The organism is Aeromonas sp. ASNIH8, assembly GCF_002919855.1.
Classification (GTDB): Bacteria; Pseudomonadota; Gammaproteobacteria; order Enterobacterales; family Aeromonadaceae; genus Aeromonas; species Aeromonas caviae.
This window is the reverse complement of record NZ_PQLN01000080.1, coordinates 1-19,814: the sequence shown is the minus strand read 5'-3', so window position 1 is coordinate 19,814 and position 19,814 is coordinate 1. Positions and strand designations below refer to the sequence as shown.

At 54.5% G+C, this 19,814-nt stretch carries 18 protein-coding genes; 10 read left to right on the top strand and 8 right to left on the bottom strand.

Features of this window, described 5'->3' with window-relative positions; translation table 11 throughout:
* Positions 1-173: 173 nt before the first annotated feature.
* Both umuC and umuD read right to left on the bottom strand, forming a co-directional pair.
* Positions 174-1,433, bottom strand: coding sequence for a translesion error-prone DNA polymerase V subunit UmuC (umuC, locus tag C3418_RS17805; protein WP_103858996.1), 1,260 nt, complete (start codon positions 1,431-1,433; stop codon positions 174-176).
* Positions 1,414-1,857: a translesion error-prone DNA polymerase V autoproteolytic subunit gene (gene umuD / locus C3418_RS17800; RefSeq protein ID WP_024941056.1), complete on the bottom strand. Its 444-nt coding sequence runs from the start codon at positions 1,855-1,857 to the stop codon at positions 1,414-1,416. The genes umuC and umuD overlap by 20 nt, the downstream gene beginning before the upstream one ends.
* Before the next feature lie 86 nt (positions 1,858-1,943).
* Here umuD and C3418_RS17795 point away from each other — a divergent pair, with 86 nt between their 5' ends.
* The gene (locus C3418_RS17795) at positions 1,944-2,162 is read left to right on the top strand and encodes a DUF3283 family protein (RefSeq protein ID WP_308457649.1); all 219 of its coding nucleotides are present in this window, start codon (positions 1,944-1,946) and stop codon (positions 2,160-2,162) included.
* Positions 2,163-2,206: 44 nt separating this feature from the next.
* Here C3418_RS17795 and C3418_RS24820 read toward each other — a convergent pair whose 3' ends face one another.
* Positions 2,207-2,425 (bottom strand): hypothetical protein, encoded by a 219-nt coding sequence (locus C3418_RS24820; RefSeq protein ID WP_234924878.1) that lies wholly within the window; start codon positions 2,423-2,425, stop codon positions 2,207-2,209.
* Positions 2,426-2,525: 100 nt separating this feature from the next.
* Between C3418_RS24820 and C3418_RS17785 the strand changes: the two genes are divergently transcribed.
* The 9 genes from C3418_RS17785 to C3418_RS17745 all read left to right on the top strand — a co-directional run bounded on the left by C3418_RS17785 (position 2,526) and on the right by C3418_RS17745 (position 16,614).
* On the top strand, positions 2,526-2,954 hold the full coding sequence (locus tag C3418_RS17785) for a hypothetical protein (protein ID WP_103858994.1): 429 nt from the start codon (positions 2,526-2,528) through the stop codon (positions 2,952-2,954).
* 146 nt (positions 2,955-3,100) lie between these two features.
* On the top strand, positions 3,101-3,340 hold the full coding sequence (locus tag C3418_RS17780) for a transcription factor (protein ID WP_103858993.1): 240 nt from the start codon (positions 3,101-3,103) through the stop codon (positions 3,338-3,340).
* Positions 3,341-3,388: 48 nt separating this feature from the next.
* Positions 3,389-6,931, top strand: coding sequence for a helicase-related protein (locus tag C3418_RS17775; RefSeq protein WP_103858992.1), 3,543 nt, complete (start codon positions 3,389-3,391; stop codon positions 6,929-6,931).
* The gene (locus tag C3418_RS17770; RefSeq protein WP_103858991.1) at positions 6,928-8,349 is read left to right on the top strand and encodes an AAA family ATPase; all 1,422 of its coding nucleotides are present in this window, start codon (positions 6,928-6,930) and stop codon (positions 8,347-8,349) included. Before C3418_RS17775 ends, C3418_RS17770 begins: the two co-directional genes overlap by 4 nt.
* Positions 8,346-9,065, top strand: coding sequence for a retron system putative HNH endonuclease (locus C3418_RS17765; protein WP_103858990.1), 720 nt, complete (start codon positions 8,346-8,348; stop codon positions 9,063-9,065). Before C3418_RS17770 ends, C3418_RS17765 begins: the two co-directional genes overlap by 4 nt.
* The gene (locus tag C3418_RS17760) at positions 9,062-11,986 is read left to right on the top strand and encodes a DUF1156 domain-containing protein (RefSeq protein ID WP_103858989.1); all 2,925 of its coding nucleotides are present in this window, start codon (positions 9,062-9,064) and stop codon (positions 11,984-11,986) included. The genes C3418_RS17765 and C3418_RS17760 overlap by 4 nt, the downstream gene beginning before the upstream one ends.
* A 37-nt stretch (positions 11,987-12,023) precedes the next feature.
* Positions 12,024-13,211, top strand: a complete 1,188-nt coding sequence (locus C3418_RS17755; RefSeq protein ID WP_103858988.1) for an AAA family ATPase — start codon at positions 12,024-12,026, stop codon at positions 13,209-13,211.
* The gene (locus C3418_RS17750) at positions 13,208-13,765 is read left to right on the top strand and encodes a DUF4276 family protein (protein WP_103858987.1); all 558 of its coding nucleotides are present in this window, start codon (positions 13,208-13,210) and stop codon (positions 13,763-13,765) included. The genes C3418_RS17755 and C3418_RS17750 overlap by 4 nt, the downstream gene beginning before the upstream one ends.
* A 2-nt stretch (positions 13,766-13,767) precedes the next feature.
* Positions 13,768-16,614, top strand: coding sequence for an ATP-binding protein (locus C3418_RS17745; protein WP_103858986.1), 2,847 nt, complete (start codon positions 13,768-13,770; stop codon positions 16,612-16,614).
* A 29-nt stretch (positions 16,615-16,643) separates the two neighbouring features.
* On the opposite strand, the gene C3418_RS17740 is transcribed toward C3418_RS17745, so the two are convergent.
* From C3418_RS17740 to istB, 5 genes are all read right to left on the bottom strand, one after another.
* Positions 16,644-16,946, bottom strand: coding sequence for a hypothetical protein (locus C3418_RS17740; RefSeq protein ID WP_103858985.1), 303 nt, complete (start codon positions 16,944-16,946; stop codon positions 16,644-16,646).
* A 184-nt stretch (positions 16,947-17,130) separates the two neighbouring features.
* The gene (locus C3418_RS17735) at positions 17,131-17,475 is read right to left on the bottom strand and encodes a type IV toxin-antitoxin system YeeU family antitoxin (protein WP_103858984.1); all 345 of its coding nucleotides are present in this window, start codon (positions 17,473-17,475) and stop codon (positions 17,131-17,133) included.
* Between the two features lie 91 nt (positions 17,476-17,566).
* Positions 17,567-18,064 (bottom strand): DNA repair protein RadC, encoded by a 498-nt coding sequence (gene radC, locus C3418_RS17730; RefSeq protein ID WP_041212667.1) that lies wholly within the window; start codon positions 18,062-18,064, stop codon positions 17,567-17,569.
* An 82-nt stretch (positions 18,065-18,146) separates the two neighbouring features.
* Positions 18,147-18,413, bottom strand: a complete 267-nt coding sequence (locus C3418_RS17725) for a hypothetical protein (protein WP_041211638.1) — start codon at positions 18,411-18,413, stop codon at positions 18,147-18,149.
* A 514-nt stretch (positions 18,414-18,927) separates the two neighbouring features.
* Positions 18,928-19,683, bottom strand: coding sequence for an IS21-like element ISAs29 family helper ATPase IstB (gene istB, locus C3418_RS17715; protein WP_103858982.1), 756 nt, complete (start codon positions 19,681-19,683; stop codon positions 18,928-18,930).
* Positions 19,684-19,814 lie beyond the last annotated feature (131 nt).

The following is a 19,814-nucleotide window of genomic DNA, read 5'->3' as shown; positions in this document are numbered from 1 at the left end:
CGGGATAGTTGGCTACCGTGGCCACGGCAGATTATCAGAGGGGAGGAGATGCGCCTATCCTCGCGGTCTGCTGCCGCGACTTGTCGATCTTGAGAAATCATCCTAAAACCTCGTATTGGGGTACCACGTGGGGTACCACATCTAGCAAACGGTAGGCACATTACTGTATCCACTTACCTGGCCACCGGCAGGTCCTCCCAGCGGGTGGTGTAACAGGGGCTCAGGAGCTCTTGTCGCATCATCCACTCAGGCGACCCCGTACCTTGGCTGGCAAAGCCTACTCGCCCCAATCCCTTGGCTTTGATCTGGTCCATCACTGCCATCAGCGCGTCCGATTGAGCGGAGGACGGGGCAAACAGATCTGCCTGTTGTTGCCCCTTGGGGGTGAACTCACTCAGCATGACGCCCCCCTTCTGATAGCGGTAACCGTCGCGCCAAATCTGCGGTAGCAGCACGTTCACTTGCTGCAGCAGCAACCGGGTATCATCGCTAGGGCAGACCAGTCGGACGCCAGCCTGCTCACTGTAGTAAGGAGCTCGTTCGTCAAAGGGGCTGGTTCGCACGAACAGGTGCACCCGTTGGCAACACATCCCCTCGGCCCGCAACTTCTCGGCTGCGCGAGCCATAAAGCCTGACAACGCTTGGGCCATTTCTCCACGGTCAGTCACGCGCTCACCAAAGGAACGGCTCGAGAGGATCTGCTGCTTCGCCGCCGGTTCAACGGTCAGCTCTGCGCAAGGCAGGCCACGCAGCTCCTGTACGATTCGCTCGACCACCACGCCGTATTGGGCGCGTAACCCTTTGGCGTCGCTAGCCACCAGGTCAGCAACGGTGTTGATGCCTTGTGCCACCAACTTGGCTCCCAAGCGCCGTCCTATGCCCCACACCTCGTCCACCGGGGTGATAGCCATCAGCCGTGCGCGGCGCAGCTCGTCACGCAAATCCACGACGCCGCCTGTGGCAGGCCATTTTTTGGCTGCATAGTTGGCCAGCTTAGCAAGGGTCTTGGTGGGGCCGATCCCAACCCCTACCGTTAGGCCGGTCCACTGCCACACTCGCTGCCGGATCTGTTGCCCATAGGCTATGAGGTCCCCGGCAAACGACTCCGACAGTGACAGGAATGCTTCATCGATAGAGTAGACCTCCAGCTCGGGGTCCATGGTCTCCAACGTGCTCATCACCCTGCCAGACATGTCTCCATAGAGCGCGTAGTTGGAGCTGAATGCCACACCGCCATGCGCCTCGAACTGCTCGCGGATCTTGAAGTAGGGCCCGGCCATCTTGATACCCATCGCCTTGGCTTCGGGGCTGCGCGACACCACGCATCCATCGTTGTTGGAGAGCACCACGATCGGGCGGCCACGCAGCTCAGGGCGAAACAACCGCTCACAGCTGGCGTAGAAGTTGTTTACATCAACGAGCGCTATAGCCATCACGCTGCCTCAGATTGCCAATCACATGGGTGACCACTCCGAACAACTCCAGGGAGAGACTCATACAAGGGTCGATAGGCGCGAACGCCGGATTGGCTGGCAACAGCCGCAGCCTAGGCTTGAGCTGCAAGGTCTTTACCGTGAAGCCGCCGTCAAGCAGTGCAATTACCACATCACCATGGCGTGGGGTGAGGCTCTTATCGACCACCAGCAAGTCACCGGGAAAGATGCCGACCCCGGTCATGCTTTCCCCCTCGGCACGCAGATAGAAGGTTGCTGCAGGGTGCGACACGCAGTGGGTGTTGAGGTCCAACTTCCCTTCCAGATAGTCGCTGGCTGGGCTGGGAAAGCCACAAGAGGCGCGATGCAAGAACAGCGGGATGGTCACCTCGGCGGGTGATGGGTCTGGGGTTAACAGCTTCATGGCAACAACACCTGTATTTATATACAGGTATTATAGCGCACCACCTTTGAACCAGCGCAAGTCCCGCATATCACTGATGGCGTACCATGGCACCAATAAATAACAAAGAGGTCAGTATGGGTCACAATCTGTGTGCCCTACCGAAAGAGCAGCAAGAACGGGTCGAGGTCGAGAAGGCTGCCGCATATGCCGTATGGAAGGAGCGCAACGGTCACTTGGCCAGCGCAGAAAGCGAAGCAAGCCAGCATAAGGGTGAACTGGGCAGCTACTTTCTTGAGCAAGTAAGTAGGTACAAACGGGGCTAGCCTTCCTGTAGTCATGTTTTTATTCTGGGAACACTCTAAGTCCCTTAACTCTCACGCAAATCCGGGCTTCGGAGCTTGAAGATGCAGCCCTTGGCTACCAACTCGTCCCGGTTTGCCAGCACCAGCGGGTAGAGCAGCGGATGCTGTCCTATGTTGAAGGCGGTGCAGAGGTGATTGGTGGTAAGACGGCCTTCCCATAGCAGCACGATCTCAAGTAGTCGAAAGCGCAGGGTCTGATCCCAAGTGAGAGCCTTAGGGGGCATATGTGCTCCAAAATGCGACATGTTAATGTAACCAGTATCGGCATGAGTATACAGACGACATATACTGAGCCAACTTGAAAATCCGCCCCAAGGACATGAAATGTCACTCTTATCTAGCACTGTGTTCAGTGCGGTCTTATTGTTGCTGCTGGTGGCCCAGAGTGCTGGGGCCGCTGACTGCACCTATCGTAAAGACAGCCTCGGCAATACCCGCTACCAGTGTGACGATGGCAAGAGCGGCACCCTGCGGAAAGACAGTCTCGGTAACGTCAGAGACTCGCAAAGTGGCACCACTTGGCGTAAAGATTCCCTCGGCAATGTCCGCAGCAGCGAAGGCGCCACCTATCGCAAAGACAGCCTGGGCAATGTGCGCGTTAGCAATCCGGGTACCGGCGATACGGTCACCTGGCGCAAGGATAGCCTCGGCAACCTGCGCGCCTCCGATGGCACCATCTGTCGCACCAACTCCCTGGGGCAAGTCAGGTGTGATGGTCAGAGTGCGCCGCCTGCGGTTCTCGAAGGAGAGTGATGGGGCATCTTGCCTGAGAATGCACTGTAAATGCGTTCTGTTGTATGAGTTGAAAGTCACATTTGAGACTTTTCAGTCTTGCCATTTAGGGGGCTGCAAGCTAATTTAGCTAAATTAGCTGTGCCCTGCCGATTTGGAGTCCCTGAGTGACTGAGGAAGAGATCTACCAGCAGATCAAAAGTGCCTTGTTAGCTGCACCTCGCAAGCAATACATGGTCGAAATGCACCTGCAAATGCTCAAGTATGCCGACGAACTCAAGCACGTGACGGCTAAAGAGTTTTGCGAAAAAGTGGAACTCAAAGAGAGTCTTGGCACCGAATTTAGCAAGATGCGTAACCTCACTGCACGTTTGAAAGCGGCAGGGCTCGATCCAGCCAAGATCTGACATTGCCTACCCCAGCCCGTTATCTGCCAGACCATCGATAGGAACAATATGCTCAAGCTCGAAGAAATCAAAAAGGATGCTCAGGTTCGCGGCATTGTCGAAGGGCAAGTGGTGCGAGTTGTGACAGTTGAACCTATTGGTGAACATGCGCTGACAGTCTATTACAAAGACAGCAGTGGCAATCTAGCTGAGCGAATGTTGTTCCGAACCGATGAGATAGCATTGGATCTGGCCACAGTAGGCCGTCCTTGGTCATTTGATGCAAAAGGGGCAGATTTTAAACTTGGTTTGGAAGCCTACCGGATCTCGCAGGCTGCACTGTTTGACCCCATGATGGCGGTCAACATGGCGAACGTTGACCCACTACCGCACCAGATTTCAGCAGTTTACGAATACATGCTACCCAAGCAGCCATTGCGTTATGTTCTGGCCGATGACCCAGGTGCGGGCAAAACCATCATGGCGGGTTTGTTCATCTCTGAACTGCTGCTTCGTGCAGATGCTCGACGGGTCATGGTGGTCTCGCCGGGCTCGTTGACTGAACAGTGGCAGGACGAACTGTTTGAAAAATTTGGTCTGCAATTTGAGATCTTTAGCAAAGAAAAACAAGAGCAGTGCGCGACCGGTAACTATTTTTCTGAAACCGATCGCCTGATCTGCCGACTGGACCAACTCTCTCGTAGCGAAGAGCTGCAAGAGAAGCTGCGCAATACCGACTGGGATCTAATCATCGTCGATGAAGCGCACAAACTCTCAGCCAACTACTTTGGCAGCAAAATCAACAAAACCAAGCGCTTCGTCCTTGGTGAGCTGCTGGGGTCTATTTGCCGCCACTTCCTGCTGATGACAGCAACCCCACACAATGGCAAAGAGGAAGACTTCCAAGTCTGGATGTCACTGCTCGACAGCGACCGCTTCTATGGCAAGTTCCGCGAAGGCGCCCACAAGGTCGATATCACCGACATGATGCGCAGGATGGTTAAAGAAGAGCTGCTCACCTTCGACGGCACTCCCCTGTTTCCTGAGCGCCGCGCCTACACGGCCAACTATGATCTCTCCCCCCTTGAAGCCAGCCTTTATGAGCAGGTAACGACGTACGTCAGGGAAGAGATGAATCGGGCCGACAAGCTCGATAACAAGAAAAAAACCACCGTGGGTTTTGCATTAACCCAGCTACAACGGCGTTTGGCTTCCAGCCCGGAGGCAATCTATCAATCGCTGAAGCGCCGACGTAATCGACTGCAAGACAAACTTGCTGAGATGAAGCTGCTAGCCCGTGGCCAGAAGGCTAAACAAGCGGGTGTTGCTGAAACACTCGGCACTTACACCATCACCAAACAGATCGATCTGCCTGATAACTGGGATGAGCTGGATGAAGATCTCAGTGCCGAAGAGTACGAACTCTATGCCGAACAGGTGGCAGATCAGGCCACCGCAGCAGAAACCATCATTGAGCTGGACGCCGAGATCCACTCACTCAAAGACCTTGAGCAGCAGGCGCTGACGCTGGTGCAGTCTGGCAATGACAAAAAGTGGGAACAGCTTTCATCACTGCTGCAAGACTCCCCCGAGATGAAGAACCGCGACGGCAGTCGTCGCAAACTGATTATCTTCACCGAGCATAAAGACACTCTGAATTACCTACGCCAACGTGTCAGTGATCTGCTGGGTCAGCCCAAAGCAGTCAGGGTCATCTACGGCGGCACCAATCGGGATGAGCGCCGCAAGATCCAGAGCGAGTTCCGCAGTGATCCCACCGTCTTGGTGTTGATTGCGACCGATGCGGCCGGGGAAGGCGTCAACCTGCAAAACGCCAACCTGATGGTCAACTACGACCTGCCCTGGAACCCGAACCGCCTCGAACAGCGCTTTGGCCGTATTCACCGGATCGGCCAAAAAGAGGTATGCCACCTGTGGAATATCGTGGCCAATGAAACCCGTGAAGGGGAAGTGTTCCAAAAGCTGTTTGATAAGCTGGAAATAGAAAAAAAAGCCTTGGGTGGTAAGGTGTTCGACATCCTTGGTGAAGCCTTTGATAACGTCTCTCTGAAAGACTTGCTGATCGACGCCATTCGCTATGGTGAAGATCCCGCAGTGCGCGCCAAGATGGATCAGGTCATTGAAGGGGCACTCGATAGCGACCATCTCAAAGAGATCATGCGCCGCAACGCACTGGTTGAATCCCATATGGGCTTAGAGGGGCTTTACGCCATCAAAGAGCAGATGGAAAAAGCAGAAGCCCGTCGCTTGCAGCCGTTCTTTATTCGGGCGTTTTTCCAAGAAGCCTTTGCCGGATTAAACGGCGAACTGAGGGAGCGTGAACAGGGCCGCTATGAAATAAAGCATGTCCCAGCGGTGATCCGCGAACGGGATCGCAGCATCGGCGAAAGCCGCACCCCTGTGTTGTCCCGTTATGAACGCGTCTGTTTTGAAAAGCAGCTGATCAGGCCCACCGGCAAGGTGCTGGCCGAACTGCTTCATCCCGTACATCCACTGATGCACTCGCTGCTCGATCTCACCTTGCAAGCCCATCGCACCAAGCTCAAGCAGGGGGCTGTGCTGGTGGACCCGGCCGATGAAGGGGACGAACCTCGCCTCATCATGATGCTGGAGCACTCAATCCGCGAAACCAGCGAACAAGCCAAGAGTGTCGCCTCACGGCGGTTGCAGTTTGTCGCCATCGATACTGCCTGTCGGGCCAGCTATGCCGGTTGGGCCCCCCATTTAGACCTGCAACCGATAGCGGATGCTGATCTGGCACTGGTGCAGGATATCCTGCACTCACCCTGGTTATCTCAGCCACTCGAACCGCTGGCGCTGCAACTGGCCTCTGAAAAGCTGGTGCCAGAACACTTTGCGGAAGTGAAAACGCGCCGTGAACTGCAAGCCGATAAAACCCTCACGGCTGTGCATGAGCGACTGATCAAAGAGATCAACTACTGGCAGGATCGCTTCTTGAAATTGAGCGATGACGTCAAAGCGGGCAAGCAACCCAAAATGCAGCCCGAAAACGCTCGTCGCCGAGTCGATGAATTGACCGCACGTCTGCAACAGCGCACGGCAGAGCTCACCGCACTCAAGCAGGTGGTCTCTAGCACCCCGGTGGTGATTGGCAGTGCCTTAGTGATCCCACAAGGTTTACTGGCCAAACGCAAAGGCGAAGCAATCTTTAGCCCAGATGCCGCCAGCCGGGCCCATATCGAGAAGATTGCAATGCAGGCCGTGACGCAGGCCGAGCAAGCCCTCGGCCACATGGTGATCGACGTATCGGCGGATAAATGTGGTTGGGATATCACCGCTCGCCCGCAGTTGAATGCCGATGGCTCACTCAAACCAGACCGGCATATCGAAGTCAAAGGGCGCAGCAAGGGGCAAACCACCATCACCGTCAGTCGCAACGAGATCCTCTATGCCCTCAACCAGGCCGACAAATTCCTGCTGGCCATTGTGCTGGTAGAGGGTGACAACACCGAGGTGCCCTTCTATATTCGCCAGCCCTTTACCAAAGAGCCGGATATGGGCGTGGCGAGCATCAATTACGATCTGGCGGATTTGCTGGCGCGCGCCACCGATGCCGAAGGTAGCTTATGAAAATTGAACAAATTACCTTAAAAAATTTCCGCTGTTTTGAGCTGCTGGATGTGACCTTTCATCCGCAGATGACTGTCTTGATTGCCCCCAATGGTGCGGGCAAGACCACGATCCTCGATGCGGTGCGCATTGCGCTTTGGCCGTTCGTCAAAGGCTTTGATCTGGGCAGCCAAACCGGCAAGTCGGCCACTATTCAGATTGAAGACGTGCGTCTTGAGCGCCGTGAACAAGAGATGGAACCGATATTGCCCAGCCAGATTACGGCCCAGACCAGTAGTATCCCCAATCAGGATCAGAAGCCGCGTCCGCTCCACTGGCAACAGAGCCGCGATCAGGTCAAGCCACGAACCCAAACCAAGGGGGATCAGTCGACACAAGTTCTGACTCGGCTCGCAAAGAAATTCCAGTCAACGATTTATAAAGGGCAGGAAGCCAACATAGACGCTATCGATTTACCCTTGGTGGTCTATTTAGGAACTGGGCGCCTCTGGTATCAGGGGCGCTATACCTCTGAAGCAAAAGATAAAAAGCTCGATACCAGCGTGTTTTCCCGCCTTTGGGGCTACCAGAACTGTCTAACGGCAACCTCTAGCTATAAGCAGTTTGAAACCTGGTATGGCTGGGTATTTCGCAGTTATCGCGAGCTGCAAATCGATCAGCTGGAGAATCGACTTAAGAAGCCGGATCAGAGTGCGCTGGCCAACTTCGCGGCTGCCATTGAAGTCGTGCAGCGTGCCATCAACACCCTCACAACTTCGCTGACCGGCTGGCGGGATCTGCAATACCGCTCCAGCATGGGCCAGCAACTGGTGATGGAGCATCCCGAACTGGGCTATATGCCGCTTTCCCTGCTCAGCGATGGTCTGCGTAATATGGTTGCCATGGTGTCGGATATTGCCTTTCGCTGTATCAAGCTCAACCCTCATTTAGGTGTGGATGCGGCGCACAAAACCCAAGGCATCGTACTGATCGATGAAGTGGACATGTTCCTTCACCCAGCGTGGCAGCAGACAGTATTGGCCTCGTTGCAGCAGGCATTTCCCAATCTCCAATTTATCGTCACCACCCATAGCCCGCAGGTAATCAGCACTGTGCGTACCGAATCAATTCGAGTATTGGGTGAGGATGTCAATGGCAATGCGATTGCCGCAATCCCTCTAGCTAACACCTACGGTGAGCCGAGTAATAATGTCTTGCGCACGGTCATGCTGGTTGATCCTCAGCCACCGATTGACGAAAAAAGTTTATTGCTTCGCTTGACCGAGCTAGTCGATCAAGGATTGGGCGATGAGGAAGAAGCCAAGGGACTGATGGCTCAATTGCTGATGGTGCTGGGGGCTGGGCACCCACAGTTACAACGATTGCAGCGCAGTATCGCCCGTCAACAATGGCTGAAAGGATTGGATGCAAAGCAATGAGATATGTCAACCAATCTGGTTTGCATGTGCATGGCCTAGCAATGGCTCATCAAACACCACCACACACACAGGAACAAGCGACAAGCCGTTGGTCCTCTTTTGGCCACAAGCGCGAACTATTGTCCCGGTTATGCAACCAGCAATATCAACTTTGTTGCTACAGCGAGGTGCGCGCTGATCTACTGGGGCTTGATTATCACATCGAACATGTAGAGAACAAAAGCCAAGTGCCTACCCGCACCTTTGATGAAACCAATCTCGCCGCAAGTGCGTTCAGCTCTGACACAGTCTCGTCGAGAGTGAAGGCCGATGTTTTTGGTGGCCATGCGGTGGGTAAACAAGCTGGCGTGGAGATGGCTCGGTTTGTTCACTGTTACCAACCAGATTGTGCGCGCTATTTTGCCTATATGTCGGATGGTCGAGTGGTACCCTCCATTCATTTGAATGCAGGTGAGCAACAGCGGGCTCAATACAGCATCGACTTGCTCAACCTGAATAGCCCTTACTTGGTGAATTTACGCCAGCAATGGTGGGACGAGCTAGAGCAACTCCAAGAAGAACATCTCACCAAAGGCTGGGATCTTAATCAGCTATTACACCTTGATTTAGTGCCGACGGCGCATCATCAGCTAAACCATTTTTTTTCACTAACTCGCCAATTCTTCGGCCCTGTCGCCGAAACAGTATTGCAGCGTGAGGCCCCAGAACTCGTATGACTCAAATCAAATCCCCCAAAAAACTGATCGAAGTGGCCTTGCCGCTGGATGATATCAATGCGGCAGCAGCCCGGGAAAAATCGATCCGTCACGGCCATCCGTCGACCCTGCATCTGTGGTGGGCGCGTCGTCCGCTGGCGGCAGCCAGAGCAGTGATCTTTGCCCAGATGGTCAATGATCCTGGCTATCAGCAGGGTGAAGGTTTCAAGTATGGGGTGAATAAGCAGGAAGCGGCCAAGAAGCGCGAAAAGCTGTTCAACATCCTGCGCGAGCTGGTCAAGTGGGAAAACACCAACAACGAAACCGTGTTGAACGAAGCGCGAGCGGCCATCAAGGAGAGCTGGCGCGAGATCTGTGCGCTGAACAAGGATCACCCGCAGGCCGCCGAGCTGTTTAATCCGGAAAAACTGCCGGGCTTTCACGATCCGTTCGCCGGTGGCGGTGCGCTGCCGCTGGAGGCCCAGCGTCTGGGGTTGGAGTCCTATGCCTCGGACTTGAACCCGGTCGCGGTGACCATCAACAAGGCGATGATCGAAATCCCGCCTAAATTTGCCGGTCGTGCGCCGATAGGCCCTGAGCTGGCCAGCGATAAGACAAGCAAGAAAAAAGCGACCAAAGATGCGTTTGAAGATTGGTCTGGTGCCCGTGGGCTAGCGGAGGATGTGCGCCGTTACGGCGCTTGGATGCGCGACGAGGCGCAACAGCGCATTGGTCATCTCTATCCCAAGATCGCTATTACCGCCGAGATGGTGGCAGAACGCCCGGATCTGCAACCCTACTTGGGTGAAGAGCTGACGGTCATTGCCTGGCTATGGGCGCGGACCGTAAAAAGCCCGAATCCGGCGTTTTCTCATGTCGATGTGCCGCTGGCCTCGACCTTTGTTCTTTCCTCCAAGGCAGGCAAAGAGGCCTATGTCGAACCTGTGGTGGAAGGAGATAGTTATCGTTTTACCGTCCAGGTGGGTACGCCGCCGGAATCAGCTAAGACAGGAACTAAAGCTGAAGGACGTGGTGCCAATTTCCAGTGTCTAATTTCTAATACTCCAATTACAGGCTCTTACATTAAAGATGAAGGGCAAGCAGGCCGAATGTCTCAGCGCCTGATGGCTATTGTACTAGAGGGCAAAAAAGGTCGAGTCTATTTATCGCCTATGGATGAACAGGAGCAAGTTGCTTTAGTGCAACCGCCTGAATGGCGTCCTTCGGGGTTAGTTCCTGCAAGACTGACAGGGGGTACCTGCGTACCTTATGGTCTGAAAGAGTGGGGGGATTTGTTCACCCCCCGCCAATTAGTCGCGCTGACCACCTTCTCTGACTTGGTCGGTGAAGCCATTGCTCGCTGCCATGAAGATGCCTGCTCTGCTGGGATGGCGGACGATGGAATCGGTCTCGATGCTGGTGGCACCGGCGCAACAGCCTATGCGCAGGCGGTGGGGGTGTATCTTAGCTTTGGTATCAATAAAATGAGCGACCGGGGCTCATCAATTTGTGGCTGGGACTCAACTAGGGATAGCTTGAGAAATACCTTTGGAAGACAAGCTATTCCCATGACCTGGGATTTTGCAGAAGCAAACTTCATCGGTGGGTCGGCTGGTAGCTACGAAAATGCACTGGATCAAGGTATCCGAGTATTAAGTGAATATTTGCCAGCATCTGGACGAGGTAATGTAAGCCAGTCTGATGCTCAAACACAGACTGTTAGTCGCAATAAGGTAATTTCATCGGACCCCCCCTATTACGACAATATCGGCTACGCCGATTTGTCGGACTTTTTCTATGTCTGGCTACGTAAATCGTTACGGCCGATCTTCCCGAATCTCTATGCCACCATGGCGGTACCTAAGGCTGAGGAGTTGGTAGCCACGCCCTATCGCCACGGTGGCAAAGAGGGGGCCGAAGCCTTCTTCTTGGACGGTATGGGTAAGGCGATCCACCAGATGGCCGAGCAGGCTCACCCCGCCTTCCCGGTCACCATCTACTACGCCTTTAAGCAGTCCGAAACCAAGGCGGACGGCACCTCCAGCGCTGGTTGGGAAACCTTCTTGCAGGCGGTGATCGATGCCGGCTTTGCCATTAGCGGCACCTGGCCGATGCGTACCGAGATGGGAAATCGCATGATTGGTTCTGGCACTAACGCGCTGGCTTCCAGCGTGGTACTGGTGTGCAATAAGCGCTTGGCCAGCGCCGACACCATTAGCCGCCGTCAGTTTATTCGTGAGCTTAACGCCGTGCTGCCCGATGCCTTGGATGAGATGACGCAGGGTGGCATCGATGCACATGGCAACAACCAGTCAGCCGTCGCGCCGGTGGATTTATCACAAGCTATTATCGGCCCCGGCATGGGGATCTTCAGCAAATATGCCGCCGTGCTGGAAGCCGACGGCAGCACCATGAGCGTCAAAACTGCGCTGCAACTCATCAACCGCTTCCTCGCCGAAGATGACTTCGATGCGGATACCCAATTCTGTTTGCACTGGTTCGAGCAGCAAGATTGGCGGGTGGGCAAATTTGGCGAGGCCGATGTGTTGGCCCGCGCCAAGGGCACCAGCGTCGCGGGCCTGGTCGAGGCCGGGGTCGTTGAGGCCGGACAAGGGGACCTGCGTCTGCTCAAATGGGCAGAGCTGCCGAGCGACTGGACACCTGAGCGCGACAGCCGCACCCCGGTGTGGGAGGGGTTGCATCAACTGATTCGCCTGTTAAATAGCCAAGGCGCCAGCGCTGCCGGGGCCATGCTGGCATTGATGCCAAGCAAGAGCGACGCCATCCGCTCCTTGGCCTATCGCCTCTATACCCTTTGCGAACGTAAAGGCTGGGCCAGCGACGCCCGTGCCTATAACGAGTTGGTCATGGCATGGGAAGCGATGCAAGGCGCTATGGCCGAAAGCGGTCAGGTTGGCGACCAACAAGGATTTGATTTCTGATTGGCTTTCGCCAACAACATGAACACAGGACAGCCGTATGCATATTGAGTCGATCAGCTTAAAGAACTTCAAAAGCTTCCGTAACACACAGATGGAGGGGATCCCCAAGTTTTGTGTGTTGGTGGGGGCAAACGGAACCGGAAAATCAACCCTGTTTGGGGTATTTGATTTTCTGCGTGAAGCCTTGTCGAGCAATTTGCATACTGCCTTGGTGAAAGCCGGGGGAAGTCGGGGCTTTCAGGAGGTAAAAAGCCGCGGGGCAGAAGGCAATATCGAGATTGAGCTTAAATTTCGTGAGCATGATACAGCCCCGTTGGTGACCTATTTTCTTGAGATTGGTGAAGACAACGGCCGCCCGATAGTTGAGCGCGAAATTTTGAAGTACCGACGCGGTAGCGGTGGGCAGCCATGGCATTTTCTGGACTTTTCTCGCGGTGTTGGTGTGGCAGTTACCAACGAAATTGAGAAAGTCAAAGATGTTAATCAATTGGTAAGAGAGGAGCAGCGATTGAAGTCGCCGGACATTTTGGCGATTAAAGGGTTAGCACAATTTGCCCAGTTCCCGGCTGTCGTCACGCTCGGTACCCTGATCGAAAATTGGCATATCTCTGATTTCCATATCAATCGGGCTCGTCCTGAACAAGAGGCTGGTTATGCCGAACACCTCTCTCGTGAAGGGGATAACCTTTCTCTGGTGACGCAGCATTTACATAGCCGATACCCGGAGGTTTTTTCCGCCATTCTGGACAAGCTGACACATAGAGTTCCTGGCATTACCAAGGTCGATGCTAAAACGACAGAAGAGGGGCGCGTGCTATTACGCTTCCAAGATGGTGCCTTTGAGGACCCTTTTCTGGCGCGGTATGTGTCGGATGGCACGATCAAGATGTTTGCCTATCTGGTGCTGCTTTATGATCCAGTTCCCCATCCTCTGCTGTGTGTTGAAGAGCCTGAAAATCAACTTTATCCGGGGTTGTTGTGGGAACTGGCCGAAGAGTTCAGCGCCTATGCCCAGCGCGGTGGCCAGGTGTTCGTCTCTACCCATTCCCCTGATTTTCTTAATGCAGTCGAGCTGGACTCTGTTTATTGGCTGGTAAAAAAACAAGGGGCAACCGAGATTGTCAGAGCCAGAGATAATAAGCAGGTGGCTGCCTATATGGCTGAAGGCGATCAGTTAGGTTATCTGTGGAAACATGGCTTCTTTGAGGGAGTAGACCCTCAATGACGACAGTGGTTTTTTGCTTGGAGGAGCCATCCGCTAGGGCCATGCTGGAGGGAGTGATCCCTCGTTTATTTCCTGATGTTCAGTTTCGCTTTGTTGTTTTTGAAGGAAAACAGGATCTCCATAAGAGACTGGTGATGCGTTTGCGAGGTTGGCAGGGGGATGCACTGTTTGTTGTGATGCGCGATCAAGACTCGGGTAATTGCGTGGACATCAAAGCACAATTATTCACTTTGTGTGAACAGGCAGGTCGACCGAACTCCTTGATCCGAATCGCCTGTCGTGAACTGGAAAGTTTTTATCTGGGTGATCTAGCAGCAGTTGAACAAGGATTGAATTTGACAGGGTTAGCCAAGTTACAAGGAAACCAGAAATTTCGTGATCCTGATCGCTTAGTCAACGCGGCTGAAGAACTGAAAAAAATCACAAAAAACACATACCAGAAGTTGAGCGGATCCAGAAGCATCGCCCCTTACCTTCGTCTGGATGAGGCTCATCGCTCAACAAGTTTTAAGGCTCTGATTACAGGGCTTCAACGTTTATTGCACGAGGCTTAACAATGAGTCTGAAACCCTGGCGCGAGATTGCGCGCCCCCATCGTGATGTGCTGGAAGGCACGTTTAAACAGTCCGAGTTTGCCGCAGATATTACCCAAGTGGCTAACGGCAAGGCCCCGCTGGAGTATCAAGATGCCGAGCAGTTCTTTGCGCGTACCTTTATCACCGAAGGGATGCGGCTGCTGTTAGGCTCCGTTGCCGAGCGGTTGGCTGGCAAGGGAGGCGATCCGGTTATTCAGCTCCAAACGGCATTTGGTGGTGGTAAGACCCACACCATGTTGGCCGTTTATCATCTGGCATCACGCAACGTGACCACGGATCGTTTGCAGGGCATCCCGCCGATCCTGGATGCGGCCGGGATCGATCAATTGCCGCTCGCGAGAGTCGCGGTGATCGATGGTATCAACTTGTCGGTGAGTCAGCCGCGCCAGCATGGTGCAGTGCGGGCCAATACCCTGTGGGGTGAGTTGGCTTGGCAACTGTTGGGCGACGAGGGTTATGAGCTGGTTGCTGACAGTGATCGGGATGGTACTTCACCGGGTAAGGAGTTGCTGGTTGCGTTACTGACCAAGGCTGCTCCTTGCGTCGTCTTGATGGATGAGCTGGTGGCGTTCTTGCGCCAGTTGGAGGTGGGCAAGCAGTTTAATGCCGGGACCTTTGACTCCAATATCACCTTTATTCAGGCGTTGACCGAGGCGATGAAGGCTGTACCCAACGCCATGCTGTTGGCCTCTTTGCCAGAATCCGCACTGGAAGTCGGCGGCACGATGGGGCAGAAGGCGCTTGATTCCCTTGAGAAGTATTTTGCTCGTGTTGAATCGGTCTGGAAGCCGGTTGCAACCGAAGAGGCGTTTGAAATTGTGCGCCGCCGCCTGTTTGAATCAGCCGGTGATCCAGCTCAGGTGCAAGGCATTGCGCAACAATACGCAGATTTCTATCGCCAACATGCACCGGATTTTCCGAACGAAACGCAGTCAGGCCATTACTACGATCGGTTGTGCAAGTCATATCCCATCCACCCGGAAGTCTTCGACCGTCTTTATGAGGACTGGTCAACCCTGGACAAATTCCAGCGTACCCGTGGTGTGTTGCAGTATATGGCCATCGTGATCCACCGTTTGTGGGTAGCGGATAATCGCGATGCGTTGATCATGCCGGGTTCGCTGCCCCTTGATGACAGCAATGTGCGCGGCAAGAGCATCCATTATCTGCCTCAAGGGTGGGAGCCGGTCATCGAAAAAGAGGTGGATGGTGTTCGCTCGGAAGCCGCCGATCTTGATAAAAATGACACGCGCTTTGGGCAATATCATGCTGCCCGCCGAGTGATGCGCACGCTGTTTTTGGGCAGTGCGCCGAGTTCCAGTGATCAGATGCACCGTGGTTTGGAAGTGGAGCGGATCTTGCTCGGAGCCTGCTCTCCCGGTCAAACGGTTGGCACGTTCAAGGATGTGCTGACCCGCTTACGGGACCGCCTGACCTATCTCTATGGCGATAAAGAGCGGCTGTGGCTCGATACCAAGCCAAACCTGCGGCGGGAGATGGAAACGCGTAAGAGCAATGTCAGCGAACGTGAGGATTTGCTCCCCCTGTTGAAAAAGTCGGTGACGGGCTGCTTTGGTGCTCAGCACGGCTTTGCTGGCATCCATGTCTTTACCCCTGCTGGCGATGTGCCGGATGAATATGGCAATGGGCCACGGCTGGTGGTGCTGGAACCTCAGGGGTTGTCGGCATACAGCCGTAGCAGTAGCACCAATCAGGCTTTCAAAGCAGCAGAAGCCATCTTGCTCAAGCGTGGTGAGCAACCTCGGGTGAAGCAAAACCGCCTGCTCTTCTTGGCTGCGGATTATGACAGCCTGAGTCGCTTGAAAGATCAAGGCAGAACCTACTTGGCTTGGCACTCCATTGTCACCGATATCGAAAACGGCGTGCTCAATCAGGATCTGGCGCATCTGACCCAGGCTAAAGCCAACCGCGATGGTGCGAAAAAGCAGTTTGATAGCTTGATCCGCGATACCTACAAGTGGTTGCTAGCCCCGTTGCAGGAGCCCGGCGAATCGCTGGAGTGGGAGGTCGCTCAGATCGCTTCAGGCGCGCCCAAATTGATCCAAGAGATTGAGAACCGATTGATTGAAGAGGAGTGGCTGATCAAAGAGTGGTCACCCGTTCATTTGCGCAACTTGTTGGATAAGTACTATTTCAGCAAAGGCGCTGAATCGGTTAGCGCATTGAAGGTGTGGCAGGATGCTTGCCAGTATCTTTATATGCCGCGCTTGGTCAATGATTCGGTATTGCGCCACTGCATCGAAGCTGCTATCCAGGGCTCTGACTATTTCGCCTTTGCCTCTAGCCAGCGTGAAGATCGTTTTGAGGGCTTTGCTTTTGGCAAAGCGGCCACCGTGTTTATCGATGAGCACAGCCTGCTGATAAACCGCGAGGCAGCCCTACGTTATCGAGACAAGCTGGACAAAGAGAAAAGTAAGACAGAAGAACAAAAGGAAATCGATAAGCCCTCTATAAAAGACGGCGATAACGACACCAAAAAAACAACAGGGACTGATGGGGAAAAAGGAGCTGGTGGAGACGGCTTGTGTCCATTGCCTACGCCTCCAATCGCCGAGAAAACTCGGTTCTATGGCTCGGTCAGGATTGACCCCATCAAGGCCAAGATGGATTTTGCCACGCTGATGGATGAGGTTGTGCAAAACTTCACCAGCCAATTGGGAGTGGATGTGGAGATCTCAATTGAGATTAACGCCCGTTCAGGGAAAGGGTTTGATGCCAACTTGCAGCGAGCCATCAAAGAGAATTGCAGTATGCTCAAGTTTGGCAATGCTGAATTTGAAGAGTAAAAAAACAAAAGGCCGGGAAACCGGCCTTTTTATAACCAATGCTCGGGGATGGTGAGCTCGAAAGATCTGGCGGCATAACGCAGCATGGAGAGAATTTCACGATGGCGGGCGGTATCAATTGGCTGCCCTGCTTTTCGTTGTTCTAACATGCTCTGCAGCTCAGGCAAATCGAACATGCCGAGCCGATGAAAGTTACCCCAAGTGGGCTGGCCGAACAGGTTATAGATCACAACTGTGCTATCACGTTCACTGGCCAAGCGTTTTTCACCCGTGATCTTGGTTAATGCAATTTCGGCTTCGTCTTTGTCGTCGTAAGTGTTGAGCAGCTTCATTAGAGGCTTTGTGTTCGATGAATGGGTGGCAAAGTCTACCAAGGAAGGCTAGCACCGGCAAAATCAGGTAACGGTCAGTTTGATCTGATTGATGCCGTTTACAAGGCATTAGGGGTTCAGTAGAGAGCCAAAAAAAGAAGTTTTGGGCAAAGGGTGAGTCTGTGGCTCACCCTTTGTGTCGACTTTATGCCTCTGTGGCTGGAACATTGCCGCTTTCTTGCCGGTAGACATCCAGATAGAGGTAGCCATAGCTGGCCCTTGGATTGGCCAGGCAGACCCATTCCCCTTGCCTCAATGTTACCAATTTATCTTGGTCGCTCAGCAGTTCCCCTTGTTGAAATAGTTTGCTAAGACGCTCAATAAACCCCGGTAAAACGGTGTCGATGTCGGTGAGCCACTGCTCGTCGGCCTCGCCATAGACGCCGCTGCGATCCCAGAGCAGGGAGACTCCGCTTCGTTCGACAATGGCTCGTGCGCCAAAACGGGGCTGAACCTGGGTGTGTAATCCCCAACTGCCTATCGTGCTCATGTTTTTACTCCAAATGAGGGTGGGTCCTTGCACAGGTCATCGCAGACCATGCTCATTACTCCCGAAAAGGACGGCCTGATCGGCGCAACTGTTACAAATGTCCACGCTCTGCCAGTGACACCACGCCCTCCGCCCCCACCACCAGATGATCCAGCGTGCGGATATCGACCAGCGCTAGGGCGCTTTGCAGTCGCTGAGTGATCTCGATATCTGCACGGCTGGGTTCTGGGTAACCTGAGGGATGGTTGTGGACCAGCATCAGCGCGGCGGCATTGTGGTGCAGCGCCCGCTTGACCACGTCGCGGGGGTAGACGGTCGCAGCGGAGAGGGTGCCGAGAAACAGCTCCTCGTAGGCCAGGATCCGGTGCTGGTTATCGAGGAACAGTGCGGCGAACACTTCGCGATCCCGCGTTTGCAGCAGCCCTTGTAGCGCGTGGTGGGCCAGATGCTTGTCGGTGAGGGCCACGCCTTTGGCGAGCTTCTGGCGGGCCAGTGCCTGGGCGATGGTGAGCAAGTCGTCGTCGGTGACTAAGTCGGTCACCCGATAAGTGCCGGGTTGCTCCCCAGCACTGAGTTTGTGATGCAACATGATTCATTCTCCAAAAGCGTTCGCCCCACTGGCCGGTGGGGTGTGTTTTGCGATAAGGGGGGTGGTGATTGCGATGAGTGGGTCAGTGATTGGCAGAGCGCAGCCTTTGCTGTGTCAGGTCGTGCAACGGGATCTGGTAACTGGTGGCCAGCAGGTTGCCGATGCCATAAAGCCACTCCCGTTCCGGGTGATCGCACAGCCATTCGGCCAGTGCGTCACCCCGTTCGGTCTGATAGCGCAGATAGAGGGCGTAGCCATCGACCCGTAGACCGTAGTCCAGCACCACCTGGGTCTGCCCCCCGTTGTCGTGAACCCCCTCCAGCTCAAGGGCGAGCAGTGTTCTGGTCATCGGCACCTTCCTGATGGGGTAAGGGGTCACTCTCCACGGTAAAACCGCGATGAATACAAATGCGTTGCAGGTCAGCCAGAAAGCTGGCCAGTACCCTGGGCTGCTCGGTGAACGGGACCGGCCCTGCCTGGCAATGCCAGAAACACCTGCGCTTGGGATCAACGCAGATCTCATCCACCGGTTGGCTCATGGTGCGCCAGTCGTCAGCATTGCTGATGGTGAGCAGTTGCCACTGAACCCCAGACCAACGCACTTGTAAGGTGACGGTGCGGGCATGTGGGCTACCAGGTGTCAGATGCAGCAACCAGCGTTTGCCACTTTGTGTGGGCCTTAATTTTGCTTTGATAGGTTAGGGAAGGCTGCTGACGGTGGCGTACCCAAGGCGTTGTTCGAGCTGGTGGATTTACAGCATAAATAAGGTGAACTGGCGCAGATGCGTATTCCGGCGAAGTTGAACAGCCATTCCGGCCAACGTGAACACCCTGATCCTTAACGCGCTCACGTCATCTCGTTTCTAACTCGACTGTTCAGATTGGGTCAACTCACTTCTCCTCTTCCTCATCGATTCTCCCTTCAGTGGCAGCCGGTGAGCGTTGTGCATCAGCCGGTCCAGGATCGCATCTGCCAGGGTGTTGTCACCCAAGCTCGCGTACCACTCTTCAGTTGGCAGCTGACTGACCACTATCGTCGAGTATTTCCCATACCGATCATCCATGATCTCCAGCAGTGCGTTGCGCTGTTCGGCACTCACCGCTTCCAGTCCCCAGTCATCCAGGATCAGCAGCTCTATCCTTGCCAGTTGACCCAACAGTCTGGCGTAACTGCCATCTACCTTGGCCTGGCTCAGCTCAAGCAGCAGACGTGGCAGCCGGTAGTAACGAGTGCTATGCCCTTGCTGACAGGCTTGGTAGCCCAGCGCACAAGCCAGGTAGGTTTTTCCACAGCCACAGGGGCCGGTAATGAGCAGGTTCTGGCCCCGGCGCAGCCACTCTCCTTGGGCCAGGTTTGCTACCTGTGACCGCTCCAGGTTGCGTGCTGACTGGTAGTCCAGCTCCTGCACCGTGGCCTGGAGTTTGAGCCTTGCCTGCTTGACCAGCCGAGTTTGCTTACGCTGCTCCCGGCTCAGTTGTTCGTGTTCGACCAGCAGGCTTAGCCGCTCGATGAAGGGCAGCCCTTCGTAGGTACTCGCATGTTCCAGTTGTTGTTGCACGGCATCCGCCATGCCGGTCAGTTTCAGGTTTCTCAGGCGGGTCAGGGTTTGTTGGGTCATGGGGCGTATCCTCTTTAGTGGAAGCTCTGGGGGCCACGGATGTTCTCGTGCTCTTGCGGTAACTCTGGGTAGCTCAGCGGGCTTGCGGGCAGTTGGTCGCGGCCACTGGTCAGCACCGACTTGAGCTGTTT

Bases quoted from the DNA above. Each gene is read 5' to 3' on its own strand.
- umuD (WP_024941056.1), bottom strand. From the start codon at position 1,857: ATGAAGCTGTTAACCCCAGACCCATCACCCGCCGAGGTGACCATCCCG.
- C3418_RS17775 (WP_103858992.1), top strand. From the start codon at position 3,389: ATGCTCAAGCTCGAAGAAATCAAAAAGGATGCTCAGGTTCGCGGCATT.
- C3418_RS17725 (WP_041211638.1), bottom strand. From the start codon at position 18,413: ATGACCAGAACACTGCTCGCCCTTGAGCTGGAGGGGGTTCACGACAAC.
- radC (WP_041212667.1), bottom strand. From the start codon at position 18,064: ATGTTGCATCACAAACTCAGTGCTGGGGAGCAACCCGGCACTTATCGG.
- C3418_RS17785 (WP_103858994.1), top strand. From the start codon at position 2,526: ATGTCACTCTTATCTAGCACTGTGTTCAGTGCGGTCTTATTGTTGCTG.
- C3418_RS17770 (WP_103858991.1), top strand. From the start codon at position 6,928: ATGAAAATTGAACAAATTACCTTAAAAAATTTCCGCTGTTTTGAGCTG.
- C3418_RS17745 (WP_103858986.1), top strand. From the start codon at position 13,768: ATGAGTCTGAAACCCTGGCGCGAGATTGCGCGCCCCCATCGTGATGTG.
- C3418_RS17755 (WP_103858988.1), top strand. From the start codon at position 12,024: ATGCATATTGAGTCGATCAGCTTAAAGAACTTCAAAAGCTTCCGTAAC.
- C3418_RS17735 (WP_103858984.1), bottom strand. From the start codon at position 17,475: ATGAGCACGATAGGCAGTTGGGGATTACACACCCAGGTTCAGCCCCGT.
- umuC (WP_103858996.1), bottom strand. From the start codon at position 1,433: ATGGCTATAGCGCTCGTTGATGTAAACAACTTCTACGCCAGCTGTGAG.
- C3418_RS17750 (WP_103858987.1), top strand. From the start codon at position 13,208: ATGACGACAGTGGTTTTTTGCTTGGAGGAGCCATCCGCTAGGGCCATG.
- C3418_RS24820 (WP_234924878.1), bottom strand. From the start codon at position 2,425: ATGCCCCCTAAGGCTCTCACTTGGGATCAGACCCTGCGCTTTCGACTA.
- C3418_RS17760 (WP_103858989.1), top strand. From the start codon at position 9,062: ATGACTCAAATCAAATCCCCCAAAAAACTGATCGAAGTGGCCTTGCCG.
- istB (WP_103858982.1), bottom strand. From the start codon at position 19,683: ATGACCCAACAAACCCTGACCCGCCTGAGAAACCTGAAACTGACCGGC.
- C3418_RS17740 (WP_103858985.1), bottom strand. From the start codon at position 16,946: ATGAAGCTGCTCAACACTTACGACGACAAAGACGAAGCCGAAATTGCA.
- C3418_RS17795 (WP_308457649.1), top strand. From the start codon at position 1,944: ATGGCACCAATAAATAACAAAGAGGTCAGTATGGGTCACAATCTGTGT.
- C3418_RS17765 (WP_103858990.1), top strand. From the start codon at position 8,346: ATGAGATATGTCAACCAATCTGGTTTGCATGTGCATGGCCTAGCAATG.